18 protein-coding genes are annotated in these 18,848 nt (G+C 35.6%); 1 reads left to right on the plus strand and 17 read right to left on the minus strand.

Going from position 1 to position 18,848, the window contains the following annotated elements; all coding sequences use genetic code 11:
• From KAOT1_RS05860 to KAOT1_RS05935, 17 genes are all read right to left on the minus strand, one after another.
• The coding region (locus KAOT1_RS05860; protein WP_007093818.1) for a hypothetical protein at positions 1-1,099 on the minus strand (1,099 nt) is incomplete at its 3' end.
• The gene (locus KAOT1_RS05865) at positions 1,096-1,794 is read right to left on the minus strand and encodes an acylneuraminate cytidylyltransferase family protein (RefSeq protein WP_007093819.1); all 699 of its coding nucleotides are present in this window, start codon (positions 1,792-1,794) and stop codon (positions 1,096-1,098) included. The genes KAOT1_RS05860 and KAOT1_RS05865, both read right to left, overlap by 4 nt.
• 76 nt (positions 1,795-1,870) lie before the next feature.
• The gene (gene neuC / locus KAOT1_RS05870) at positions 1,871-3,028 is read right to left on the minus strand and encodes a UDP-N-acetylglucosamine 2-epimerase (protein ID WP_007093820.1); all 1,158 of its coding nucleotides are present in this window, start codon (positions 3,026-3,028) and stop codon (positions 1,871-1,873) included.
• A gap of 170 nt (positions 3,029-3,198) precedes the next feature.
• Positions 3,199-3,570 (minus strand): four helix bundle protein, encoded by a 372-nt coding sequence (locus KAOT1_RS05875; RefSeq protein ID WP_007093821.1) that lies wholly within the window; start codon positions 3,568-3,570, stop codon positions 3,199-3,201.
• A 58-nt stretch (positions 3,571-3,628) separates the two neighbouring features.
• Complete coding sequence (locus KAOT1_RS05880) at positions 3,629-4,633, minus strand: N-acetylneuraminate synthase family protein (protein WP_007093822.1); 1,005 nt, start codon at positions 4,631-4,633, stop codon at positions 3,629-3,631.
• A gap of 171 nt (positions 4,634-4,804) precedes the next feature.
• The gene (locus tag KAOT1_RS05885) at positions 4,805-4,996 is read right to left on the minus strand and encodes a hypothetical protein (protein ID WP_007093823.1); all 192 of its coding nucleotides are present in this window, start codon (positions 4,994-4,996) and stop codon (positions 4,805-4,807) included.
• A gap of 40 nt (positions 4,997-5,036) precedes the next feature.
• Positions 5,037-6,239: a glycosyltransferase gene (locus KAOT1_RS05890; protein ID WP_007093824.1), complete on the minus strand. Its 1,203-nt coding sequence runs from the start codon at positions 6,237-6,239 to the stop codon at positions 5,037-5,039.
• On the minus strand, positions 6,240-7,097 hold the full coding sequence (locus KAOT1_RS05895; protein WP_007093825.1) for a glycosyltransferase family 2 protein: 858 nt from the start codon (positions 7,095-7,097) through the stop codon (positions 6,240-6,242).
• 1 nt (position 7,098) lies between these two features.
• Positions 7,099-7,746, minus strand: a complete 648-nt coding sequence (locus KAOT1_RS05900; protein WP_007093826.1) for a class I SAM-dependent methyltransferase — start codon at positions 7,744-7,746, stop codon at positions 7,099-7,101.
• A 6-nt stretch (positions 7,747-7,752) separates the two neighbouring features.
• Entirely contained in the window at positions 7,753-9,081 is a 1,329-nt protein-coding gene (locus KAOT1_RS05905; RefSeq protein WP_007093827.1) for an ABC transporter ATP-binding protein, read from the minus strand.
• Positions 9,081-9,950: an ABC transporter permease gene (locus tag KAOT1_RS05910; RefSeq protein ID WP_007093828.1), complete on the minus strand. Its 870-nt coding sequence runs from the start codon at positions 9,948-9,950 to the stop codon at positions 9,081-9,083. The genes KAOT1_RS05905 and KAOT1_RS05910 overlap by 1 nt, the downstream gene beginning before the upstream one ends.
• 17 nt (positions 9,951-9,967) lie before the next feature.
• Positions 9,968-10,354 carry a hypothetical protein gene (locus tag KAOT1_RS05915; RefSeq protein WP_007093829.1) on the minus strand — a complete coding sequence of 129 codons (387 nt, stop codon included), beginning with the start codon at positions 10,352-10,354 and terminating at the stop codon, positions 9,968-9,970.
• Between the two features lie 53 nt (positions 10,355-10,407).
• Complete coding sequence (locus KAOT1_RS23320) at positions 10,408-10,557, minus strand: DUF5989 family protein (RefSeq protein WP_007093830.1); 150 nt, start codon at positions 10,555-10,557, stop codon at positions 10,408-10,410.
• Positions 10,558-10,560: 3 nt separating this feature from the next.
• Positions 10,561-11,700 carry an SGNH/GDSL hydrolase family protein gene (locus KAOT1_RS05920; protein ID WP_040559350.1) on the minus strand — a complete coding sequence of 380 codons (1,140 nt, stop codon included), beginning with the start codon at positions 11,698-11,700 and terminating at the stop codon, positions 10,561-10,563.
• 4 nt (positions 11,701-11,704) lie between these two features.
• Positions 11,705-13,564 carry a carbamoyltransferase family protein gene (locus KAOT1_RS05925; RefSeq protein WP_007093832.1) on the minus strand — a complete coding sequence of 620 codons (1,860 nt, stop codon included), beginning with the start codon at positions 13,562-13,564 and terminating at the stop codon, positions 11,705-11,707.
• Positions 13,565-13,619: 55 nt separating this feature from the next.
• Positions 13,620-16,073 (minus strand): exopolysaccharide transport family protein, encoded by a 2,454-nt coding sequence (locus KAOT1_RS05930; protein WP_007093833.1) that lies wholly within the window; start codon positions 16,071-16,073, stop codon positions 13,620-13,622.
• A gap of 4 nt (positions 16,074-16,077) precedes the next feature.
• Positions 16,078-16,878: a polysaccharide biosynthesis/export family protein gene (locus KAOT1_RS05935; protein ID WP_007093834.1), complete on the minus strand. Its 801-nt coding sequence runs from the start codon at positions 16,876-16,878 to the stop codon at positions 16,078-16,080.
• A gap of 109 nt (positions 16,879-16,987) precedes the next feature.
• Between KAOT1_RS05935 and KAOT1_RS05940 the strand changes: the two genes are divergently transcribed.
• Positions 16,988-18,847 (plus strand): ABC-F family ATP-binding cassette domain-containing protein, encoded by a 1,860-nt coding sequence (locus tag KAOT1_RS05940; RefSeq protein WP_007093835.1) that lies wholly within the window; start codon positions 16,988-16,990, stop codon positions 18,845-18,847.
• The last annotated feature ends 1 nt before the right edge of the window (position 18,848 follow it).

Consider the following 18,848-nt stretch of genomic DNA (forward strand, 5'->3'; position numbering starts at 1 on the left):
CATTTGAATTTCCTTGATAGTTTTTGGTAATTTCTGATGAAATATTGTCTGGATAAGCTTCAATATACTTTTTATAATTATCTGTAAATGAATTCAATAGAAATTCTTTTGGTGTTAAATAGTTGTATAACGCTTTCGCGAGATTTGAGTCTTCTGCAAAGAACATTCGGACACATTCGCCAGCTTCTCCCATCACATAACTGTAGTTTGGCGGAATTCCTTCGTTTACAAATTTGAGCATATCTACATAGGAAATCGTTCCTAAACCACCCGAAATATTGGCTATTTGATTGGCATAATGTTCAAATTCATCTTCATCGCATAAAGTTGTGTGTTCGTAAGAAAGATCAAGTTTTACAGCAATTTCCTTTCCTTGCATGACATCTGCGGAATAGACTTCGCCAAAGTTTCCCGTTTTGATACGTTCGTTACCTTCCGTTACTTGACTTAACAATGTTAAACTGTCTTTTCCCGCCGTAGCGCCAAAGAATAGATTTTCCGTAACATTGATTGCATTTTTTAGTGAGAATGATGGTTTTTCTGTTGAAAATTTAATCGGTAATTCTTTGGTTGAATGTTCAAGATTTGCATGAAATGTATGCAGTTTTCCTCCTTGAATTCGTGAAATTCCTTTGTATGGTAATGGAAATGGTTGCACTTGGTAACCGAAAGCAAAATGTGTTTGGATTCCAACTTCATCAAATTGTAATGGAATTTGAAATTCTTTAAAATTTTGAAAGTTTAAGAAGAACTTTAATTGATTATCTTTTATTAAATAAAAACTTCCGTTAACTCCATTCAAGTCACTTAATATAAATAAGTTATTATTTTCTTTATTGTAAATAAATAGTTCAAAAACACCTCCTAAATTATCATATATAGTTTCAAGCGTTTTGTCAGTTTCTTGATGAAGATTTTCAATGAAATGCCTAATTTTTTCTTCTTCATGATCTGATGAACACCAAATAATTTCAAACAATTCACTATCAAAAGTGTATAGATCACTTCCTTTGTTTTCTTCTTTAAAAAGTTGCACGTTAAATTCGTTCTTATCAAAAGAAATATGAAAATTGGTGATGCGATGTTTTACAAGTTTCAAAGTGTGATGGTTTTTGCTAGTTCAGTTGCTTTTTCCCAATCAGCTAACGTATCAATGTTAACGTAGTATTTTTTTTCAGAAACAATATACGCCAAAGAATTTCCGTAGAGTGAGTTTTCTTGCATGAGAATTTCCGTTTTTGTGATGTATATACTTCCATCTCTGTGATAAGCTTTTGGTAATTCCTGTCGTCTTGGAATGATATTTTGTTCGCCTGTCGCAATTTGCAAGATACCATTTTCATTGGCTTTAAACGTCCAATGCGGATTGTATTCATGTGGAACTTCCAAGACAGAGACCAACGAATCGGTCTGCTTTTCTTTGAAGGTTTCCAACGCTTTATCTAAAAATCCTTTTGGTCGAAATGGACTTGTTGGTTGTAATAAACAAATCGCATCAAAGCGTTTTCCTTCGTTTTGCAAGAATGAAACCGCGTGCTGAATGACTGGTAATGTTGGAGTTGCGTCTTCCGCTAAGTGTTTTGGTCGTACAAAAGGGACATTCGCGCCAAGCGATTTCGCAATAGTAATAATTTCAGAATCATCCGTTGTAACGACAACTTCAGAAATGTATTTTGATTGCAAAGCAGCGTCAATGCTATATTGAATTAAAGGTTTCCCGTTGAGTAGTTTTTTGTTTTTCCCTGGAACACCTTTGCTTCCGCCTCTTGCTGGTATGACTACGAGAATGTTCATTTTTTGTTGTGTGTTGTGTGTTGTTTCAATTTAGAATTCAAAATTTATCATTTAAAATTTTAATTTCAGAATCAAGTTAATACATAATCATTTTGTGCGCAATTAGTTCTGTATTTGCCAAGGCGTCTGCAATTTGCTTTCCAGAGTTTCCATTGCCATAGATATGTTCTGAAAGCATTCCTTTTTGACCAATTCGTTCTTGAATTGCTGTTTTGATTGCTTCTTTATTATATTCCGCATCAACTACATTTTTCCCACGCTGACGGCGATTTTGACGCGTTCCGATGTTCACTGTTGGCACTCCGATGAATGAACATTCACGAATTCCCACACTAGAATTTCCAACCAAACAATCACAATTTTTTAATAAATGTAAAAAATCATTTGGTTCCATGTTTTTGAAGAAACGAATGTTCTCTGGATTGAAATTTTCTCTGTAATAGCGAATTCCGTTGGAAGTTCCATCTGAACCTGCGTCTACGTTTGGCCAAAACCAAAACGTTGGAATGTTGAGTTCGTGAACTGCTTCTAAAGTACATAATACATCTTCTCGCGCCGATTTGTAACGATTCGTTTCTGGATGCTGCATTACAACTAAATAACCGTTAGAAATGTCTAAATCAGCTCCAACTCCACCATATTTTTTGATTGGGTCAAATTCGTAGTTGTTATTTTCCAAGACTTCTTTAGCAATGTCAATAGATGGACAACCTGTGTTGATTACATATGCAGGATCTTCACCTAATTTGACGACACGATCTTTTGCATCTTCAGAAGCAACTAAGTGTAAATCTGCCAATTTCGTATTTGCATGACGTACTTTTTCGTCAATGTTTCCAGTAACTTCTCCACCTTGAATATGTACTAACGGAATGTTTTGATACGCCGCAGCAATACTTGTCGCAATCGTTTCAAAACGATCGGCAATGGTAATGACTGCATCGGGTTTTAGGTTGTAGAATACGTTTGAAAGCTCCATCACACCTAAGCCTGTCGTTTTTGCCATTGCGGTAGGATTTTCTCCTTCCAACACCATAAATACCTTTTCATCAATCTTAAAACCATCTTTTTCAATGACATTTACAGCATTTCCGTAACGACCTAATAACGCCGAACCTGCTACAACCAATTGTAATTCTAAATTTGGATGTTCTTGAATGGCTTTTAGTGCAGTTTTTATTCTACTATATGATGGTCGTGCGGTGACTACGGCACATATTTTTCGTTTGTTCATTATCGGTTGTTCTGTTGTGTGTTGTGTGTTGTATGTTGTATGTTGTATGTTGTGTGTTGTGTGTTGTGTGTTGTGTGTTGTGTGTTGTGTGTTGTGTGTTGTGTGTTGTGTGTTGTGTGTTGTGTGTTGTGTGTTGTGTGTTGTGTGTTGTGTGTTGTGTGTTAAATTGTTTAATTTCGATTAACTTTCCAATCTTTTTCTACATATTTAATAAAATTATACAATTTTCCGCCTAAATTTTCATAATCAGCTAACAACATTTTGACTTCATTTACATCATGCAGTTTTTCAATCATTTGTAATTGAGAAATACATTCCAATAATGAAGCATGAGCATAAATTAAAAATTTTATAAAGTCTGCTTTGTATTTTCTTCTTCCGTAACCTTCTACAATATTGTCTTTGATACTTTTAGAAGATCTTCTAATTTGACTTCCTTGCTCGTACAATTCGTATTTGGGCAGTTTTAAAGACATTTTATGAACTTTTTCTGCTAAACTGAATGCGGTAGTATATACTTCTAAATCTTTATATGATTTCATAAGTTACTTGACTATTTAACTCACAACCCAAAACTCATAACTATAGCGTTTTATAACTTCAAAGAATATCTTCTTCATTCAAAAAATCCCACTGTTTCATATTGTTTACTAACTTCTTCCCGATGACTTCTTGGAATTTTGAAGCCAGTATTCCGTAATTTTTAGGCTTTTTGGCTTCTAAATCGTCAAAAGTTAACACATGTCCTTTTGGTAAATCTTTGTTAATTGCTAACGACTTTTCAAAGATTTGCTTTAATTCTGAATAGTGTGAGTTGTCTTTTTTATCGATCGGATGATTTAATGCTTCATCAATGTTTCTGATGGCACTAACCAATTGCGTGGTTTCTGGAAATGTGAGTGACGATTTTGCATCTGGTCCAAACATTTCTTTGTCAAATACTACATGAAATTCCAAGATTTCTGCACCAAGCGTCGCTGCTGCGATTCCTGCTTCAATTCCTGATGAATGATCCGAGAATCCAATTTTAACTTGGTAACGCTCTTTTAATTCTTGAATAACGTTTAATCCAAATTGTTTCGGCGCTGTCGGATACGACGTTGTGCATTGCAATATGGAAAATTCACAGTTTTTTTCTTTGAGAAAAGCGACCGTTTCATCTAATTCTGCAAACGAACTCATTCCCGAAGAAATGATGATTGGTTTTCCCGTATTGGCTATTTTTTCTAGCAATAGAAAGTTATTGACTTCCCCAGAACCAACTTTGTAACACGACACACCAACTTCTTCCAACAAATCTACCGCCGCATTACTAAATGGAGACGAAAGGAAATCTAAACCAACTTCGTCACAATGCGCTTTTAATTCTTTCCATTGCGATAAGGAGAATTCCATACGTTGCCAATATTCGTAACGCGTGGCATCTTGCTTGGAGAATTTTACTCTAAAAGGTTCGTGAATGCTACTTTCCGCCGCAGCGATATGCGTTTGAAATTTGATTGCGTTCGCACCCGTTTTTGCCACAGCATCAATATACGCATGCGCCATTCCGAGACTTCCATCGTGTGCTTGCGCAATTTCTGCTATGATGTAGGTTGTTTTCATTTGTTATGTTGTGTGTTGTGTGTTGTGTGTTGTGTGTTGTGTGTTGTGTGTTGTGTGTTGCGTGTTGCGTGTTGCGTGTTGTGTGTTGTGTGTTGTGTGTTGTGTGTTGTGTGTTGTGTGTTGTGTGTTGTGTGTTGTGTGTTGTGTGTTGTGTGTTGTGTGTTAAATTGTTTAATTTTGATTAACTTTCCAATCTCTTTCTACATATTTAATAAAATTATACAATTTTCCGCCTAAATTTTCATAATCAGCTAACAACGTTTTGACTTTATTTACATCATGCAGTTTTAAAGACATTTTATGAACTTTTTCTGCTAAACTGAATGCGGTTCTATATACTTCTAAATCTTTATATGATTTCATAAGTTACTTGACTATTTAACTCACAACCCAAAACTCATAACTATAGCGTTTTCAAAAACACATTCAACTTCTCCACTTGTTCTTCAACAGTAAAGTTTTCTGTAAACGTTTTTCGAGCATTATTGCCTATAAATATCCGCTTTTCTGTGTTGTTATACAAATCTACTAATTGCGTGGTCATTTGTGGTAAATCGTTGCTTAAGATACTGTTTTGATCGTGAACAACTTCCGGATAACAACTTGCCGCCGCTTTTGTACTCACCAAAACTTGAGCATAGTTAAAAACTAACGGAATTCGCGTGCGTGTTCCTGTGTTGTATTCCCACGGAATGATGTGAATATCATATGGTTTTAATACAATATTTAAGTCTTCTACAAAACCTAAACATGCTATTTGTGGATCTTCTAAGCGTTTTTTCAACGATTCGGAAGCATATTTTAAATTTCCAATGACTTTTAGTGTAATATTGGGAATTTTCGCTTTGAGTTCCTTCCAACAAACTTCTAAAAATCGTTCGAGTCCGATGCGATTTGCCGTTGTTCCCATGCCGCCTAAATGCACTATGGATGGTGTTTCTGAGCTATTTTTTGAAAGTTCAACCTTTTTGTATGTCAACGGAATATACAATGCATTTGGATTTCCGTACTCTTTGATTTCCTGCGTTTCCGTGAACGAAGCTGAAACACAAGCATTCACGCTTTTCACTAAATCTAACTCTACTCTTTTCTTTTGTTTTAGGTGGAATTTTTGTAGAAAAGACAACTTACTTTTTAGTTTTCGCAATTTAAATTCCCAATCGTGATGTGCGTAAATGATTGGAATGCCTAGATTGGAATAATTTGCCAAAATTGCGGTCCATCGCCATTCTGCCCAAACGAAATCGATTTTATTTTCTGAAATGTATTTTTTTAGAACTTGCTCGTTGGCAGAATTTACAAAGAAATATTCAAATTTTTCAGGTGAAAAAATCGCCATTTTGATTCGGTCAAAAATACTTTTTGGATGAATTTGTGCGACTTGAAAATGTTGTATTTCACTATAAAAATTCGTAATTTCTTGAATGAACTCAGCATTTACATCCGACGAAAGTCTCGCCGTTGGTTTATCTGAAAAATCTACCAATAACACATGAACCTTGTAATTCAGTTTTGCCAATAATTGCAAGTGACTGAAATATACAGACGCGCCACCGTTAGCGTTCGGGGAAATTTTCGTGTTATTTACTAGAAATAGAACGTTCATTTACATGAAGTATTTGTTTAAAAAACCGAGTCCGTAAGCGATGAAAATACGTCCAATTTTTGATTTTATCGCCACTTTTTTTGGGCTTCCCCATTTTTTATGAAAAATAATGTGTCCTTCCAATAGTTTTTTACGCTCCAACATCCAACGGTTTTGTTCCGTGTAGATATATTTCGGAATGTCCTTTTCGGGAATTTCCACGTCATCAAAGAACGCACTTTTCTTTTTTTCTAATTCTTTGGAAACTTTACTTTCTAGGTGCGAAACTTCAGAATTTGCTACGATTACGTGCTTTTTTCCATGTTTTTGCAACATCAAACTATAATCGTCATCTGCGTAGAAAAAGCTAAAACGCTCGTCTAATAAACCTGTTTTATTAAATAGTTTCCTTTCTGCAATGATACACCAACCAACAATATGACGGCGCACTTTGTAACCAAATACATACGGTTTTCCATTGAAGAAACTTTGAGGTGTAAATTTAGAATCATAATCTACCGGACAAAACGATTGCACGTTTGGATGTTTTTCTTTCACTTTCAATATTTCCGAAAACCAGTTTTTTTGAAAGATCAGATCATTATTAAACAAACCTACAAAATCGCCTGAAGCAGCTTTGATTCCCACATTTAAAAACGCATGAAAGTTGAAATCTTCCGAAGGAATGATGACTTTTACATAATCTGGAAATTTGTATGTGGAATCGTGAATTTGCTTGTTACTTTCTATTAAAAGTACTTCAAATTTTATTGTTGAATTGTCTTTTTCAGCATCTATCATACTTTCCATACAATGCAAGGTCATATCGAAAATCGACTGACTTTTAGTGTTTGATAATATGATGGCAGAAAATAGCATGTTATTTTTTTACACAGCGAAATACATACTGAAATGTAAAGAAGTTTTTGAATAGTCCCAATTTCTTGAAGATTCTCGGAATTAACGGAAATCCGCCTTTGTAAGCGCTGTATCGCATAACACGCGTTAATTCTTCGATTTTCATATCTGCTTGATCGACCAGTTCTTCTATATTTTTGAGCGTAAACCAACGCATGTGTGTTTTGTCGTATAATCCGCTTGGTTCGTACGGGAATTTTCCTTTGAATACTAAGTGTTTCAACGTTTCTATATGTTGTACATTTGGTAGTGAAATAATTATTTTTCCAGAAGATTTCAAGGATTTTTCCAATTCAGACAATACATGCCACGGATCTAGTAAGTGTTCTAAAACGTCTCCCAAAATAATATAATCAAACTTCTCGCCTTTTAGACTTTGTAATAATGCCTCGTCTTCAATGCTTTTTTCAATGACTTTTGTGATATTTTTTTTCGCATTTACAACCGATTCTTGATGCGTTTCCACACCAATCACTTCTGTTGCCATTCCTTGATCGAGCAACCATTTTCCATTGATTCCGTTGGAACAACCAACATCCAAGACTTTGAGATTTTTACCTTCAATCAAAGAAATGATATCTTTTCGGAGTTTTATGTAGGCTTGATTCATTTTGGGTTATTTTGAGTCTAAAGGTTGTTTTTTTATCTTCCAAGAAAGCATCGGGCGAACGATTCCTGGCCATTTTCCTGCGTATGGTCCGCGAACACCATCGCCTGTCGTATCGTCAAATATTTCAAAACTTAATAAGTTGTCTTCTACTGCATGAATAATTTCAGGATTGTAGTTTCCAACAGCAACTAAGAGACTAAATTGTCCTTCTGCCAAGAAATGACGCGGAATGGTACAGGTTGCAGTAACGATCCCTTTTTCTTTTTTATCGTGAAATTCTAACCAATCTGGCGCGTTGAATTCGTTGGAAGCAAATAAGCGTTGCCCGCGTTCGTTGACCACATGAATGATTGCTGTATTGTTGTATTCTGTGTTTAAATCCCAATAGGTAACTTCCACAAAAATATCATCACGTACACTAAAACGATTGCACAATTCGCCATTTTTATCACGGATTGCGGCACTTTTTAAGCGACCAAAGTCATTTCCTGGAGCAGTTTCTAGACTTTCCCATTCGTGATAAGGTTTGGTGTCCAATCCTTGATTTAGATATTCTTGAATCGCTTTGTCGGTATCGCCATCGAATAATACTTCTCCATCAGCCAACACAACCGTTCGCTGCGTTAGTTTTTGAATGGCATCCATATCATGACTTACAAATAAAACCGTTCTACCTTCACCTTTGGCAATGTCTTGCATTTTTCCAATGGCTTTTTTCTGAAATTCGGCATCACCAACAGCTAATACTTCATCAACTACTAATATTTCAGGTTCTAAGTGTGCCGCAACCGCAAATGCTAAACGCACTTTCATTCCTGAAGAATAGCGTTTTACTGGCGTATCTACGTAGCGTTGCACACCTGCAAATTCTACAATTTCTTCAAATTTTGATTTGATTTCTGCTTTGGTCATTCCCAAAATAGCACCATTCAGAAAGATGTTTTCTTTTCCTGTGAGTTCTGGATGAAATCCTGTTCCAACTTCCAACAAAGAGGCAATTCTACCTTTCGATTTGATAATTCCTTTCGTTGGCATCGTTACTTTTGATAGAATTTTGAGCAAGGTCGATTTTCCCGCACCATTTTTTCCAATGATTCCGAGCACTTCTCCTCTACGCACATCAAAACTCACGTTTTTTATTGCCCAAACGTAGTTTGATTTTCCAACAGAACTACGTTTGTTACGCTCGCCAATGCGCAAATACGGATCTTCTTTTCCGCGAATTTTATGCCACCAACGATTGAGATCATGGCTGATGGTTCCTGTACCAATAACGCCCAAACGATATTGTTTCGATAAACCTTCTACACGTAATATGATTTCTTTCTCCTGCATTATACCGTATCTATGAAATTACGTTCTGTTTTGTTGAATATGATAAGACCGAAAAGGAAGATTATTACTGAAATTCCTAAGGTTATAAATATGTATTGTAATGAAAATTCGCCTTCTTGAAATACCATAAAACGAAATGATTCAATTACACGCGCTAGCGGATTGTATTCCACGATCCACGAAACATATGATGGTAATTTGTCTTTTACGATTGCTATTGGATACATGACTGCGGACACATACATCATCAGCTGAATTCCAAATTGTACTAAGAAGGTTAAATCGCGATATTTTGTAACCATTGACGAAATTATCATTCCTAAACCTAAGCCTAGAAGTCCCATGATGAGTACGATTAGTGGTAAAAGCACTAAGTAAATCGAAACTGTTCCTGCATCTCCACGGAAAGCAAAGAAAATGTAAAAAGCAATGAATATTAAGATTTGAATTCCGAATTTTAGCAAGTTAGAAACCGTGATTGATAATGGCATGATGACTCTTGGAAAGTACACTTTTCCGAAGATGTTTTCGTTTTTCTTAAACGTATCGGAAGTTGCTTTTAGACATTCGGCGAAATAATTCCAAATGGTAATTCCCGCAAGGTTAAAGAGAAAAGCATTTACGTTTCCTGTATTGATATCGGCAATTCCGTTAAAAACTAAGGTGAATATTACCGAAGTTAATAATGGTTGAATAAGATACCACAACGGACCTAAAACCGTTTGTTTGTATAAGGTAACGACATCACGGCGCACAAAAAGCAAGAGTAAATCGCGATATTGCCAAATTTCCTTGAATTTGAAATCGAGAAGATTGCTTTTTGAAGATATTTCAAATAACCATGTGTTATTTTTTTGGGACTTGTCCAAACAGATTGTTTTTTAGGTTACCAGATGTTTTCTAAATCTTTTTTTGTGTAGGTATGATTGCGTTCTACAAAAGTAGTATTGGAATCGTTTTTGAGTTTGAGATTGCTTTTTGAGAATAATCGTGAGAGTACTCCAAAAGGCGTCAATAACACAAAGAAAACTACGGATAGAATAATTTTTGTGTTGATCCATCCTAAAACCAAAGCAATTTTATCCCAAATCCAAACAACTAAACGTTCTAAAGGAGGAAAAAATGATGCAGCTCCAACTCCTAACGCGACGTAACGAATGTATTTTGCTAAATCTTGTTTTTCTGTATAGAATTCTAGGTATGCAGAAATGATTAAAAAACCTGCAATCATGACCAAGATTACTTTTGAATTTTCTTCTTTTTTTTGTGTCATTTTATATTTTGAATTAAGTCAAATGAAATTTACCCAAAGGCACTTTTCAAATCCTAGAATAATGTGTAAATAAATGGCGCTGCGGCTGTTCCTGCGGCTAATACTAAGATAACTCCAAGTAATATTAATACGATAATCATTGGCAAAAGCCAGAATTTTTTTCGCTCTTTTAAGAAGTTGAATATGTCTTTCAAAAACTCCATGATCTATTTATTTAATGTCTTGATAAATGTTGCTAATTCGTCGCCCATTTTTTTGCTTCCCGCAGGATTGAAATGGCAATCGTCGTACAAATACGTACTTGTTTTTGGAATGATGGAATCTGTTCTAAATACAGGAATTCCAAATGTTTTTCCTTCGTTGATAGTAATTGCATTGATACTGTCAACTTTTTGTTGCAATCGTTTTGCATTGTATCGAGTTCCGCCACGAGACGTCATCCAATGCCAGTTTTTTAAGGTTTCTTCTTCCGTATCCCAAGTTACTACTTGCGTCGCAAATATAAGCTTTATATCATTCGCCTGACAAATACCAATCAACGATTTTAGTTTGTTGGTGTAATTGCCATAATCTGTTTCAGGCAGCTGATTTTCAACAGGTCGCGATTGTGTCTTTTTTACTTTTTTCTGATAGTTTGATTCAATTTCAATGGTTTCCAACGCGTCTTCTTCACTTTTGAACGCGTAGTATAAACGTCGTGGAATTTGAAATTCATAGAGAAAAACGCCTAACATTTTCCCAAAACCTACTTTGGCTTCTTCTTTTTTGTTTACGTTAAATTTTAACGGGTTTTTATCCAACATCAATCGTGTTACGTCGTTAATCCCGCAAAAAACAATGACTTCATCAGGTTGCAAGTGAATGATTCTGTGTGACAACATTGCCAAATGATCTTGAATATTATCACCCGATTTTCCTGCGTTGTATACTTTTACGTTTGCAGAATCATTATTTTTATTGAGATTTTCTTGTAAAACCTGCGTCCACACGTCTTTGTCATCAATGTAGAGACTTTCCGTAGAACTTCCGCCAATCGCAAAGATTCTGTATTCGCTGTTTGGCTTTGGCATCTTAAGTTCGTCACCGCGAAAACCGTAATTGTTTATCGTAAATTTTGTAGGTTCTTTGTAGTTTTCAAAACCTAATAAACCATCTTCCGTAGCAAATTCTAAGTTTAAATTCGGGTCAAATTGCGATTCTATATACATGTTTCCAATTGGTGGATAAAACATGTTCTTCTTTGCATTTTCGTACGGATCTGGCACAGGAAAAAACCACAACACAATTTCTACCAATGCCAAAAGCACTAGCAAAACGATCAAATTATATTTAATTGTTTTCCACACAGTATTAGTCTAATAAAAATTCTTCTTTCCAGTCGTCTGTATCTTGCCAACTCGGTTGTTCTTCTTTTTTATATACATAATTTCCAATGACCAAATAGTCCATTTCCGTACGCATAAAACAGCGATATGCATCATCTGGCGTACAAACAATTGGTTCTCCACGAACGTTGAAACTTGTGTTTACCACAACGCCAACTCCTGTGATTTTCTTGAACTCGTTGATGAGTTCCCAATATTCTGAATTGGTTTCTTTATGTACTGTTTGAATTCTTCCAGAGAAATCAATATGTGTAATGGCGGGCAACGACGAACGTTGTACATATAGTTTTTCACGGATTGGCAATTCGTGATAGTTTGCAGGAACTTCATGTTTGATCTTTGGATGTACTTTGTGCACCAACAACATGTATGGTGAAATTCCTTCGTAATCAAAATATTCATTCACATCTTCTGCCAAAACCGAAGGTGCAAAAGGTCTGAACGATTCTCTGTATTTTATTTTTAGATTGAGTTTTTTCTGCATTTCAGGATTTCGTGCATCACCCAAAATACTTCTGCGACCCAGCGCACGCGGACCAAATTCCATGCGACCTTGCATCCAACCTATCGCGTTTCCATCAGCAATATATTTAGCAACTTCTTTGGTCAATTCGTTAAAATCTGAGAAGTGTGTTGCCTTTGCATTGTATTTTCTGTTGATGGTTTCAATGTCCAAATCTGAAAATTCTGGACCTAAGTATGAACCACTCATTGCATCATTGGTAGCAACTTCACGTTCTTGTTCAAAATACGTATGATATGCCGTTAATGCTGCTCCAAGCGCGCCACCTGCGTCTCCTGCGGCTGGTTGAATGAATATTTCTTTAAAGATGTTTTCATTTTGAAGTTTTCCATTGGCAACACAGTTTAGTGCAACACCACCTGCCATACACAGAAAGTCTGCTCCTGTAATTTCTTTGGCGTGTTTTGCCAGTTTGATGATGATTTCTTCCGTAACATCTTGAATTGCCAAACCTAAGTCTGAATGATGTTGTTCATATTCTGATTCGGAAGTTCTTCTCGGAAAACCGAATAATGCTTCCCATTTATCATCATATACCATGCGTAATCCAACTGCATAGTTAAAGTATTTTTGATCTAACCAAATAGAACCATCATCGTTGATTTTGATGAGTTTCGTCTTGATGATTTCTTTGAATTTTTGCACACGTTCCGAATCTGGATTTCCGTATGGCGCCAATCCCATGAGTTTGTATTCTCCTGAGTTTACTTTGAATCCTAAGAAATAGGTAAATGCTGAATAAAGCAATCCAACAGAATGCGGAAATTGCAATTCTTTCAACATGGTAATGTCTTTTCCTTCTCCCAAACTTATGGACGCTGTTGCCCATTCTCCAACACCATCAAGCGTTAAAATTGCTGCTTTTTTATACGGCGATGGATAAAATGCACTTGCGGCGTGTGATAGGTGATGTTCTGGAAAGAGTAATTTGAGATTTCGCTTGTTGTATGATTCTATTTCTTTTAGTTCGTCTTTAATCAGTTTTTTAAGGAACATTTTTTCCTTCAACCATACTGGAATTGCGGTAATGAAAGAAGCGACACCTTTCGGCGAAAAGCCATAATATGTTTCTAGTAAACGTTCAAATTTTAGTAAAGGTTTGTCGTAAAAGACAACTGCATCTAACTGATCTATTGATGTTCCTGCATATTCCAAACAGTATTTTACTGCATTCGTAGGAAACGCTGGATCGTGTTTTTTTCGTGTAAAACGTTCTTCCTGCGCAGCTGCTATTACTTTTCCATCTTGGACAATAGCGGCGGCAGAATCATGGTAAAATGCGGATATTCCTAATATCGTCATAATCACTTTGTTCTGAAATACTATTACAGCATTTCATAGTTGGGGATTTTATTTTTTATGTTCTTCCAAAAAGACCTAAAAGTCTTGATAATAGTGTTTTGCGTTCGTCTTCATGGTAACCATTTCCGTAACTTCCATAGCCGTAACCGTAGCCATAACCGTATCCGTAACCATAACCGTATTTGGCTTTTTGACGGTAATCGTTTAACACAAAACTTATATTTTTAACTTCTCCTTTTTTGTATTTATCATTGATGATATTCAACATGGCTTTTTTTGAATAGTCTTGTCGAACCATATATATTGTGGCGTCTGCGTGATTGATTAAGTCTAACGCATCCGATACCAAACCTAATGGTGGCGTATCTAAAATGACGTAATCGTAGCGTAGTTTTAATTCCGCTATAAATTCGTCTAATTCTTGACTGATTAACAATTCGGAAGGATTCGGTGGAATTGGTCCCGAAGTAATAATATCTAGATTGTCATATTTGGTAGATTGAATGACTTCATCGAGAGTTTTTTGTCCGATGAGATAATTGACAACTCCCGTGTCGTTATCGATTCCGAAATCTCCGAAAATTTTTGGTTTACGTAAATCCAAACCGACTAAGACTGTCTTTTTTCCTGTAAGCGAAAATACCGAAGCAACATTGATGGAACAGAATGTTTTTCCTTCTCCACTCACTGAAGAAGTTACCATCACCGTTTTTGTTTTGTCTTTCGATAGGTTTTTATAGATGTATTGCAGACTGGATCGAATTCCTCTAAACGATTCTGCTACCGACGATTTTGGACTTTCAAAGACTGCCAAATTATTACTCGCTCTACTTCTGCTTACAATCCCCAAAATAGGAATGTTTGATAGTTTTTTGATGTCATCTGGCGTATTGATATTGTTGTCCAATACCGTTACCAAAAATACGAACGCCAACGGAAGTAATAAACCTATAAAAAGTGCAATGGAATAGTTTTTCTTTGTGTTTGGCAAGATGGATTTTTGTCCTAAATCTTTTGCGCTGTCAATTACTTTTACATCAGAAACATTGGCAGCTTTTACAATGCCTGCTTCGTTTTTCTTTTCTAGCAACAGTGTGTATGAAGCTTCACTCAGCTTGTAACTGCGTTCAATATTGAATAGTTGTTGTTCTTCTTCTGGAAGTTTTCTAAATTCAGCATTGGCTCTTGCCGTTCTGCTTTCCACATTGGCAATGTCAATATTTGTGGATGAACGCGCCGTTTTTACATTTTCAAGTAAGACACGTTTGGTGGCTTCAATATCTTGATCTATTTCTTTAAAAAAGATGTCATTTTTTACCGTTTCACCCAATTTTGCTCGTTTTATGGATAAACTGACAATTTTAGAAACATTGTTTACAATATTCGGATCATCAATTCCTGAAGATGCTGGCGCGGGCAACGATCTGAAATCAGTACTATTTGTTAGGTAATCTTCTAGTAATTTGTAGTATTGAAGCTTTAATGTATATCCATTTTTCTCAATACTGTATTGATTCAACTTTGCAAATACTTCTTCTCCTTTTAGTGATGGATTGAATACTTTGTTGTCTTGCTTATATTTTTTGAGTTTTTGCTCGTCTTTTCGCAATGAATCTTCTACTCCAATAATCATTTTATCGATAAATTCAAGCGTATTTGTAGCAAATTGGTTTTTTTCTTCGAGTTGTTTCTCCTTTAAAATTTCTGTAGTAACGTTTAAATAATCTGCCAAAATAGCTCTGTTTGGTCCTGTAAGACTCAATACCAACATAGAAGCTCCTTGTACTTTTAGGTTTACCGCAATGGAACGATATTTAGAAATTTCTGAGTTTAAACTCGTAAAATAGATGTAATATTCTTTCCCGATTTCTATCGGCGTGTTTCTTCTTGGTGTCAGCGCAAACTTGAAATAATCAGTTGCTGCTTCTGCATTCATCACAAAATTACCTGCGTAATTTTCACCTTTTGGCATGATTCCAGAAGCTTTGTTCAGTTTGTAATTGATGCCTGCAAAACTTTCTGCATTGGTAAAATCGATACTTGCCGTATAATTTTGTTCGTCTTTAAAAACGATTTTTATCGGCGTATTGAGAATTTGCGGAAAATCTTCATCCAAACTCGCAATAAACGGTGCGTTTGTGTGAATGTCTTCCAAACGGTATTCGCCTTGTTCTTTGTAATGAATGTATGATTGTAACACACGCACTACATTTTCGTTGTGCGCTCTCGATTTCAGAATAGTTTTGATGGTTTCTACTTTGTCACTTGCGCCGCCCCAATTAAAAGTGAGGTTCATGCTTGACGAAAAGAACGGATTTTGTTCTTCTTTGATAGAAATTAAGCTTTCAATACTGTAAATACGCTCCAAACGTTTGTTGTAGAAATAGGTTGCTACAAAGGCAATTCCTAAGGTAATCACAAAAAGATACCAATAATTGAGCGCTCGAAATGCAAGTGCTTTGATATCGAAGGAGTTTTGCTGTCCTAATTCTTCAAATTCATCTTCCATGCTCCTATAAGTTTCTAGACAATACTAATACACTTGTTACCAACGATAATACGGTAACAACTGTTGTGATAGATTGCACCAAGGTTGTTCCTGTTCCTAACGATTTTTGCTTTAACGGTTTTACATATATCATATCATTCGGCTGAATGTAATAATATGGAGAATCAAAAGCATCTACGCTTGTCAAATCAATATGATGTATTTTTTGTCCTTGCGGATATTGACGAATTATCAATACATCTTTTCTATTTCCAACAGTCGTAATGTCTCCTGCGCTTGCTAATGCTTCTATAATGTTGACACGATCTTGAAATAAAGTATAAATTCCCGTATTTACTACTTCTCCTGTTACGGTAAAGCGTAAACCTGCCAGTTTTACCACAATAAATAAATCTTCTGCCTTATTAAAATATTCGTCTAATAGTTTTTTCTTAACGGATTCTTCAATTTCATCAAGCGTATACGCAAGTACGTTCATTTTACCAAGAATCGGAATTTCTATATTTCCATGCTTGCTTACGGTAAAACCATTGTAATATAAACTTTGTTCCGATTGAATTCCTGCTGCATTTTCGGCAGCTACAGGTTGAAACATTGCAACTAACCTCTTGTCTGTAGATTTAATACTGATAGATAACAAATCGCCAACTTGTACTCTGTATGGCTTTTCATTCATTCGTATTGACTGTTCAATAAGCGCTTCGTCAGTTTCTTTTTCACCAAAATACGTAAGTTCCTTATTGGTAACACAAGAAGTCAACGAGAAGATTATTGCAAGAATAGATATTGAGGCTTTCCAATTCATTAATAAACGCTGTTGTTTAATAAGCAAATATAAGTTTTACGCACTAATAATAAAATTCTATGCAACATATCTGATCTTTTTATTTTTAATTTGTAAAAAAATCAGCAAAGTGAATTATTTATCTGTCGAAAATATATCGAAGTCTTTTGGAGAACGCGTATTGTTTAGCAATATTTCTTTTGGAATCAACAAAGATCAAAAAGTAGCTTTAATTGCCAAAAATGGAACAGGCAAAACGTCCTTGCTTAATATTCTTACAGGACGTGAAGAAGCCGATAGCGGACAAATTGTTTCCCGAAAAGGCATTCACATTGCTTTTTTATCACAGAATGAAATCTTAGATCCGAATCTTACGATAGAAGAAACCATTTTTGCTTCCGATAATCCAATTTTGGATGTTATTGCCAATTATGAACGTGCATTGCTCAATCCTGATGATACCGAAAACTACCAAAAAGCGTTTGAAAAGATGGATTTGCACAATGCTTGGGATTTTGAAACGCAATACAAACAAATTCTGTTTAAGCTAAAACTCGAAAATTTATCGCAAAAAGTGAGCAATTTGTCTGGTGGACAGAAGAAACGACTCGGTTTGGCAACAGTTCTTATCAATAAACCCGATTTGTTAATTCTGGATGAACCTACAAATCACCTAGATTTGGAAATGATTGAATGGCTCGAAGATTATTTCAAAAAAGAAAGCATTACACTCTTTATGGTGACGCACGATCGCTACTTTTTAGAACGTGTTTGCAATGAAATTGTAGAATTGGAAAACGGACAATTATACAATTACAAAGGAAGTTATTCGTACTATTTAGATAAAAAAGAAGCGAGAGTTCAATCTGAGCAAGCTTCTGTGGAAAAAGCCAAAAACTTATACAAAAAGGAACTCGATTGGATGCGTCGTCAACCAAAAGCACGAACGACCAAATCGAAGTCGCGCATTGATGATTTTTACGTGATTAAAGAAAAAGCACACAAACGTCGTAAAGAACACGAAGTGCAATTGGAAATTAATATGGAACGCATGGGAAGTAAAATTCTGGAGTTGCATAATATTTCAAAATCATTTCAAGATAAAGTGTTGTTAAACAAGTTCGAATATGTCTTTAAACGTGGCGAACGCATCGGAATCATTGGAAAAAACGGAACCGGAAAATCTACGTTTTTAAATATGATTACGGGAAATTTAAAACCTGATGCGGGAAAAGTGATTGTCGGTGACACAATTAAATTTGGTTATTACACGCAAAGCGGCATCAATCCGAAAGAAGGACAAAAAGTGATTGATATCATTAAAGAATATGGCGAATATATTCCGTTGAAAAAAGGACGATTAATTTCGGCGGCGCAATTGCTTGAACGATTTTTGTTTGATAGAAAACGACAGTACGATTTTGTAGAAAAATTGTCTGGTGGCGAATTGAAACGCTTGTATTTGTGTACGGTTTTGATACAGAATCCGAACTTTTTAATTCTGGATGAACCTACAAACGACTTAGATATCGTTACGCTGAACGTTCTCGAAAGCTTTTTACTTGATTTCCCAGGTTGTTTGCTCGTGGTTTCTCACGACCGATATTTTATGGATAAAATTGTCGATCACTTGTTTGTATTCCGTGGAAACGGTGTCATTGAAGATTTTCCCGGAAACTACTCCGATTTTAGAACGTATGAAGATAGCGCCGAACCTGAAACGACTACAGTTGAAAAGAAAGAAAAGAAATCGTGGCGACAAGACGAAAGCGAGAAATTAAGCTACAACGAACAGAAAGAATACAAACGTTTGGAAAAAGATATTCAGCGTTTGGAAGAAGAAAAAGAAAAGATTGAAGCCGAATTTGTTTCAGGAGAATTGTCTCAAGAAGAAATTCAGGAGAAATCTTTAGAATTGCAGAAAATCATCAACGAATCGGAAGAAAAAACCGAACGTTGGTTTGAATTAGCATCTAAAATTGAAGAATAAG

It is taken from the genome of Kordia algicida OT-1, assembly GCF_000154725.1.
GTDB lineage: Bacteria > Bacteroidota > Bacteroidia > Flavobacteriales > Flavobacteriaceae > Kordia > Kordia algicida.

Coding starts and splice junctions, on each gene's coding strand:
- KAOT1_RS05865 (WP_007093819.1), bottom strand. CDS start 1,794: ATGAACATTCTCGTAGTCATACCAGCAAGAGGCGGAAGCAAAGGTGTT.
- neuC (WP_007093820.1), bottom strand. CDS start 3,028: ATGAACAAACGAAAAATATGTGCCGTAGTCACCGCACGACCATCATAT.
- KAOT1_RS05875 (WP_007093821.1), bottom strand. CDS start 3,570: ATGAAATCATATAAAGATTTAGAAGTATATACTACCGCATTCAGTTTA.
- KAOT1_RS05880 (WP_007093822.1), bottom strand. CDS start 4,633: ATGAAAACAACCTACATCATAGCAGAAATTGCGCAAGCACACGATGGA.
- KAOT1_RS05885 (WP_007093823.1), bottom strand. CDS start 4,996: ATGAAATCATATAAAGATTTAGAAGTATATAGAACCGCATTCAGTTTA.
- KAOT1_RS05890 (WP_007093824.1), bottom strand. CDS start 6,239: ATGAACGTTCTATTTCTAGTAAATAACACGAAAATTTCCCCGAACGCT.
- KAOT1_RS05895 (WP_007093825.1), bottom strand. CDS start 7,097: ATGCTATTTTCTGCCATCATATTATCAAACACTAAAAGTCAGTCGATT.
- KAOT1_RS05900 (WP_007093826.1), bottom strand. CDS start 7,746: ATGAATCAAGCCTACATAAAACTCCGAAAAGATATCATTTCTTTGATT.
- KAOT1_RS05905 (WP_007093827.1), bottom strand. CDS start 9,081: ATGCAGGAGAAAGAAATCATATTACGTGTAGAAGGTTTATCGAAACAA.
- KAOT1_RS05915 (WP_007093829.1), bottom strand. CDS start 10,354: ATGACACAAAAAAAAGAAGAAAATTCAAAAGTAATCTTGGTCATGATT.
- KAOT1_RS23320 (WP_007093830.1), bottom strand. CDS start 10,557: ATGGAGTTTTTGAAAGACATATTCAACTTCTTAAAAGAGCGAAAAAAA.
- KAOT1_RS05925 (WP_007093832.1), bottom strand. CDS start 13,564: ATGACGATATTAGGAATATCCGCATTTTACCATGATTCTGCCGCCGCT.
- KAOT1_RS05930 (WP_007093833.1), bottom strand. CDS start 16,073: ATGGAAGATGAATTTGAAGAATTAGGACAGCAAAACTCCTTCGATATC.
- KAOT1_RS05935 (WP_007093834.1), bottom strand. CDS start 16,878: ATGAATTGGAAAGCCTCAATATCTATTCTTGCAATAATCTTCTCGTTG.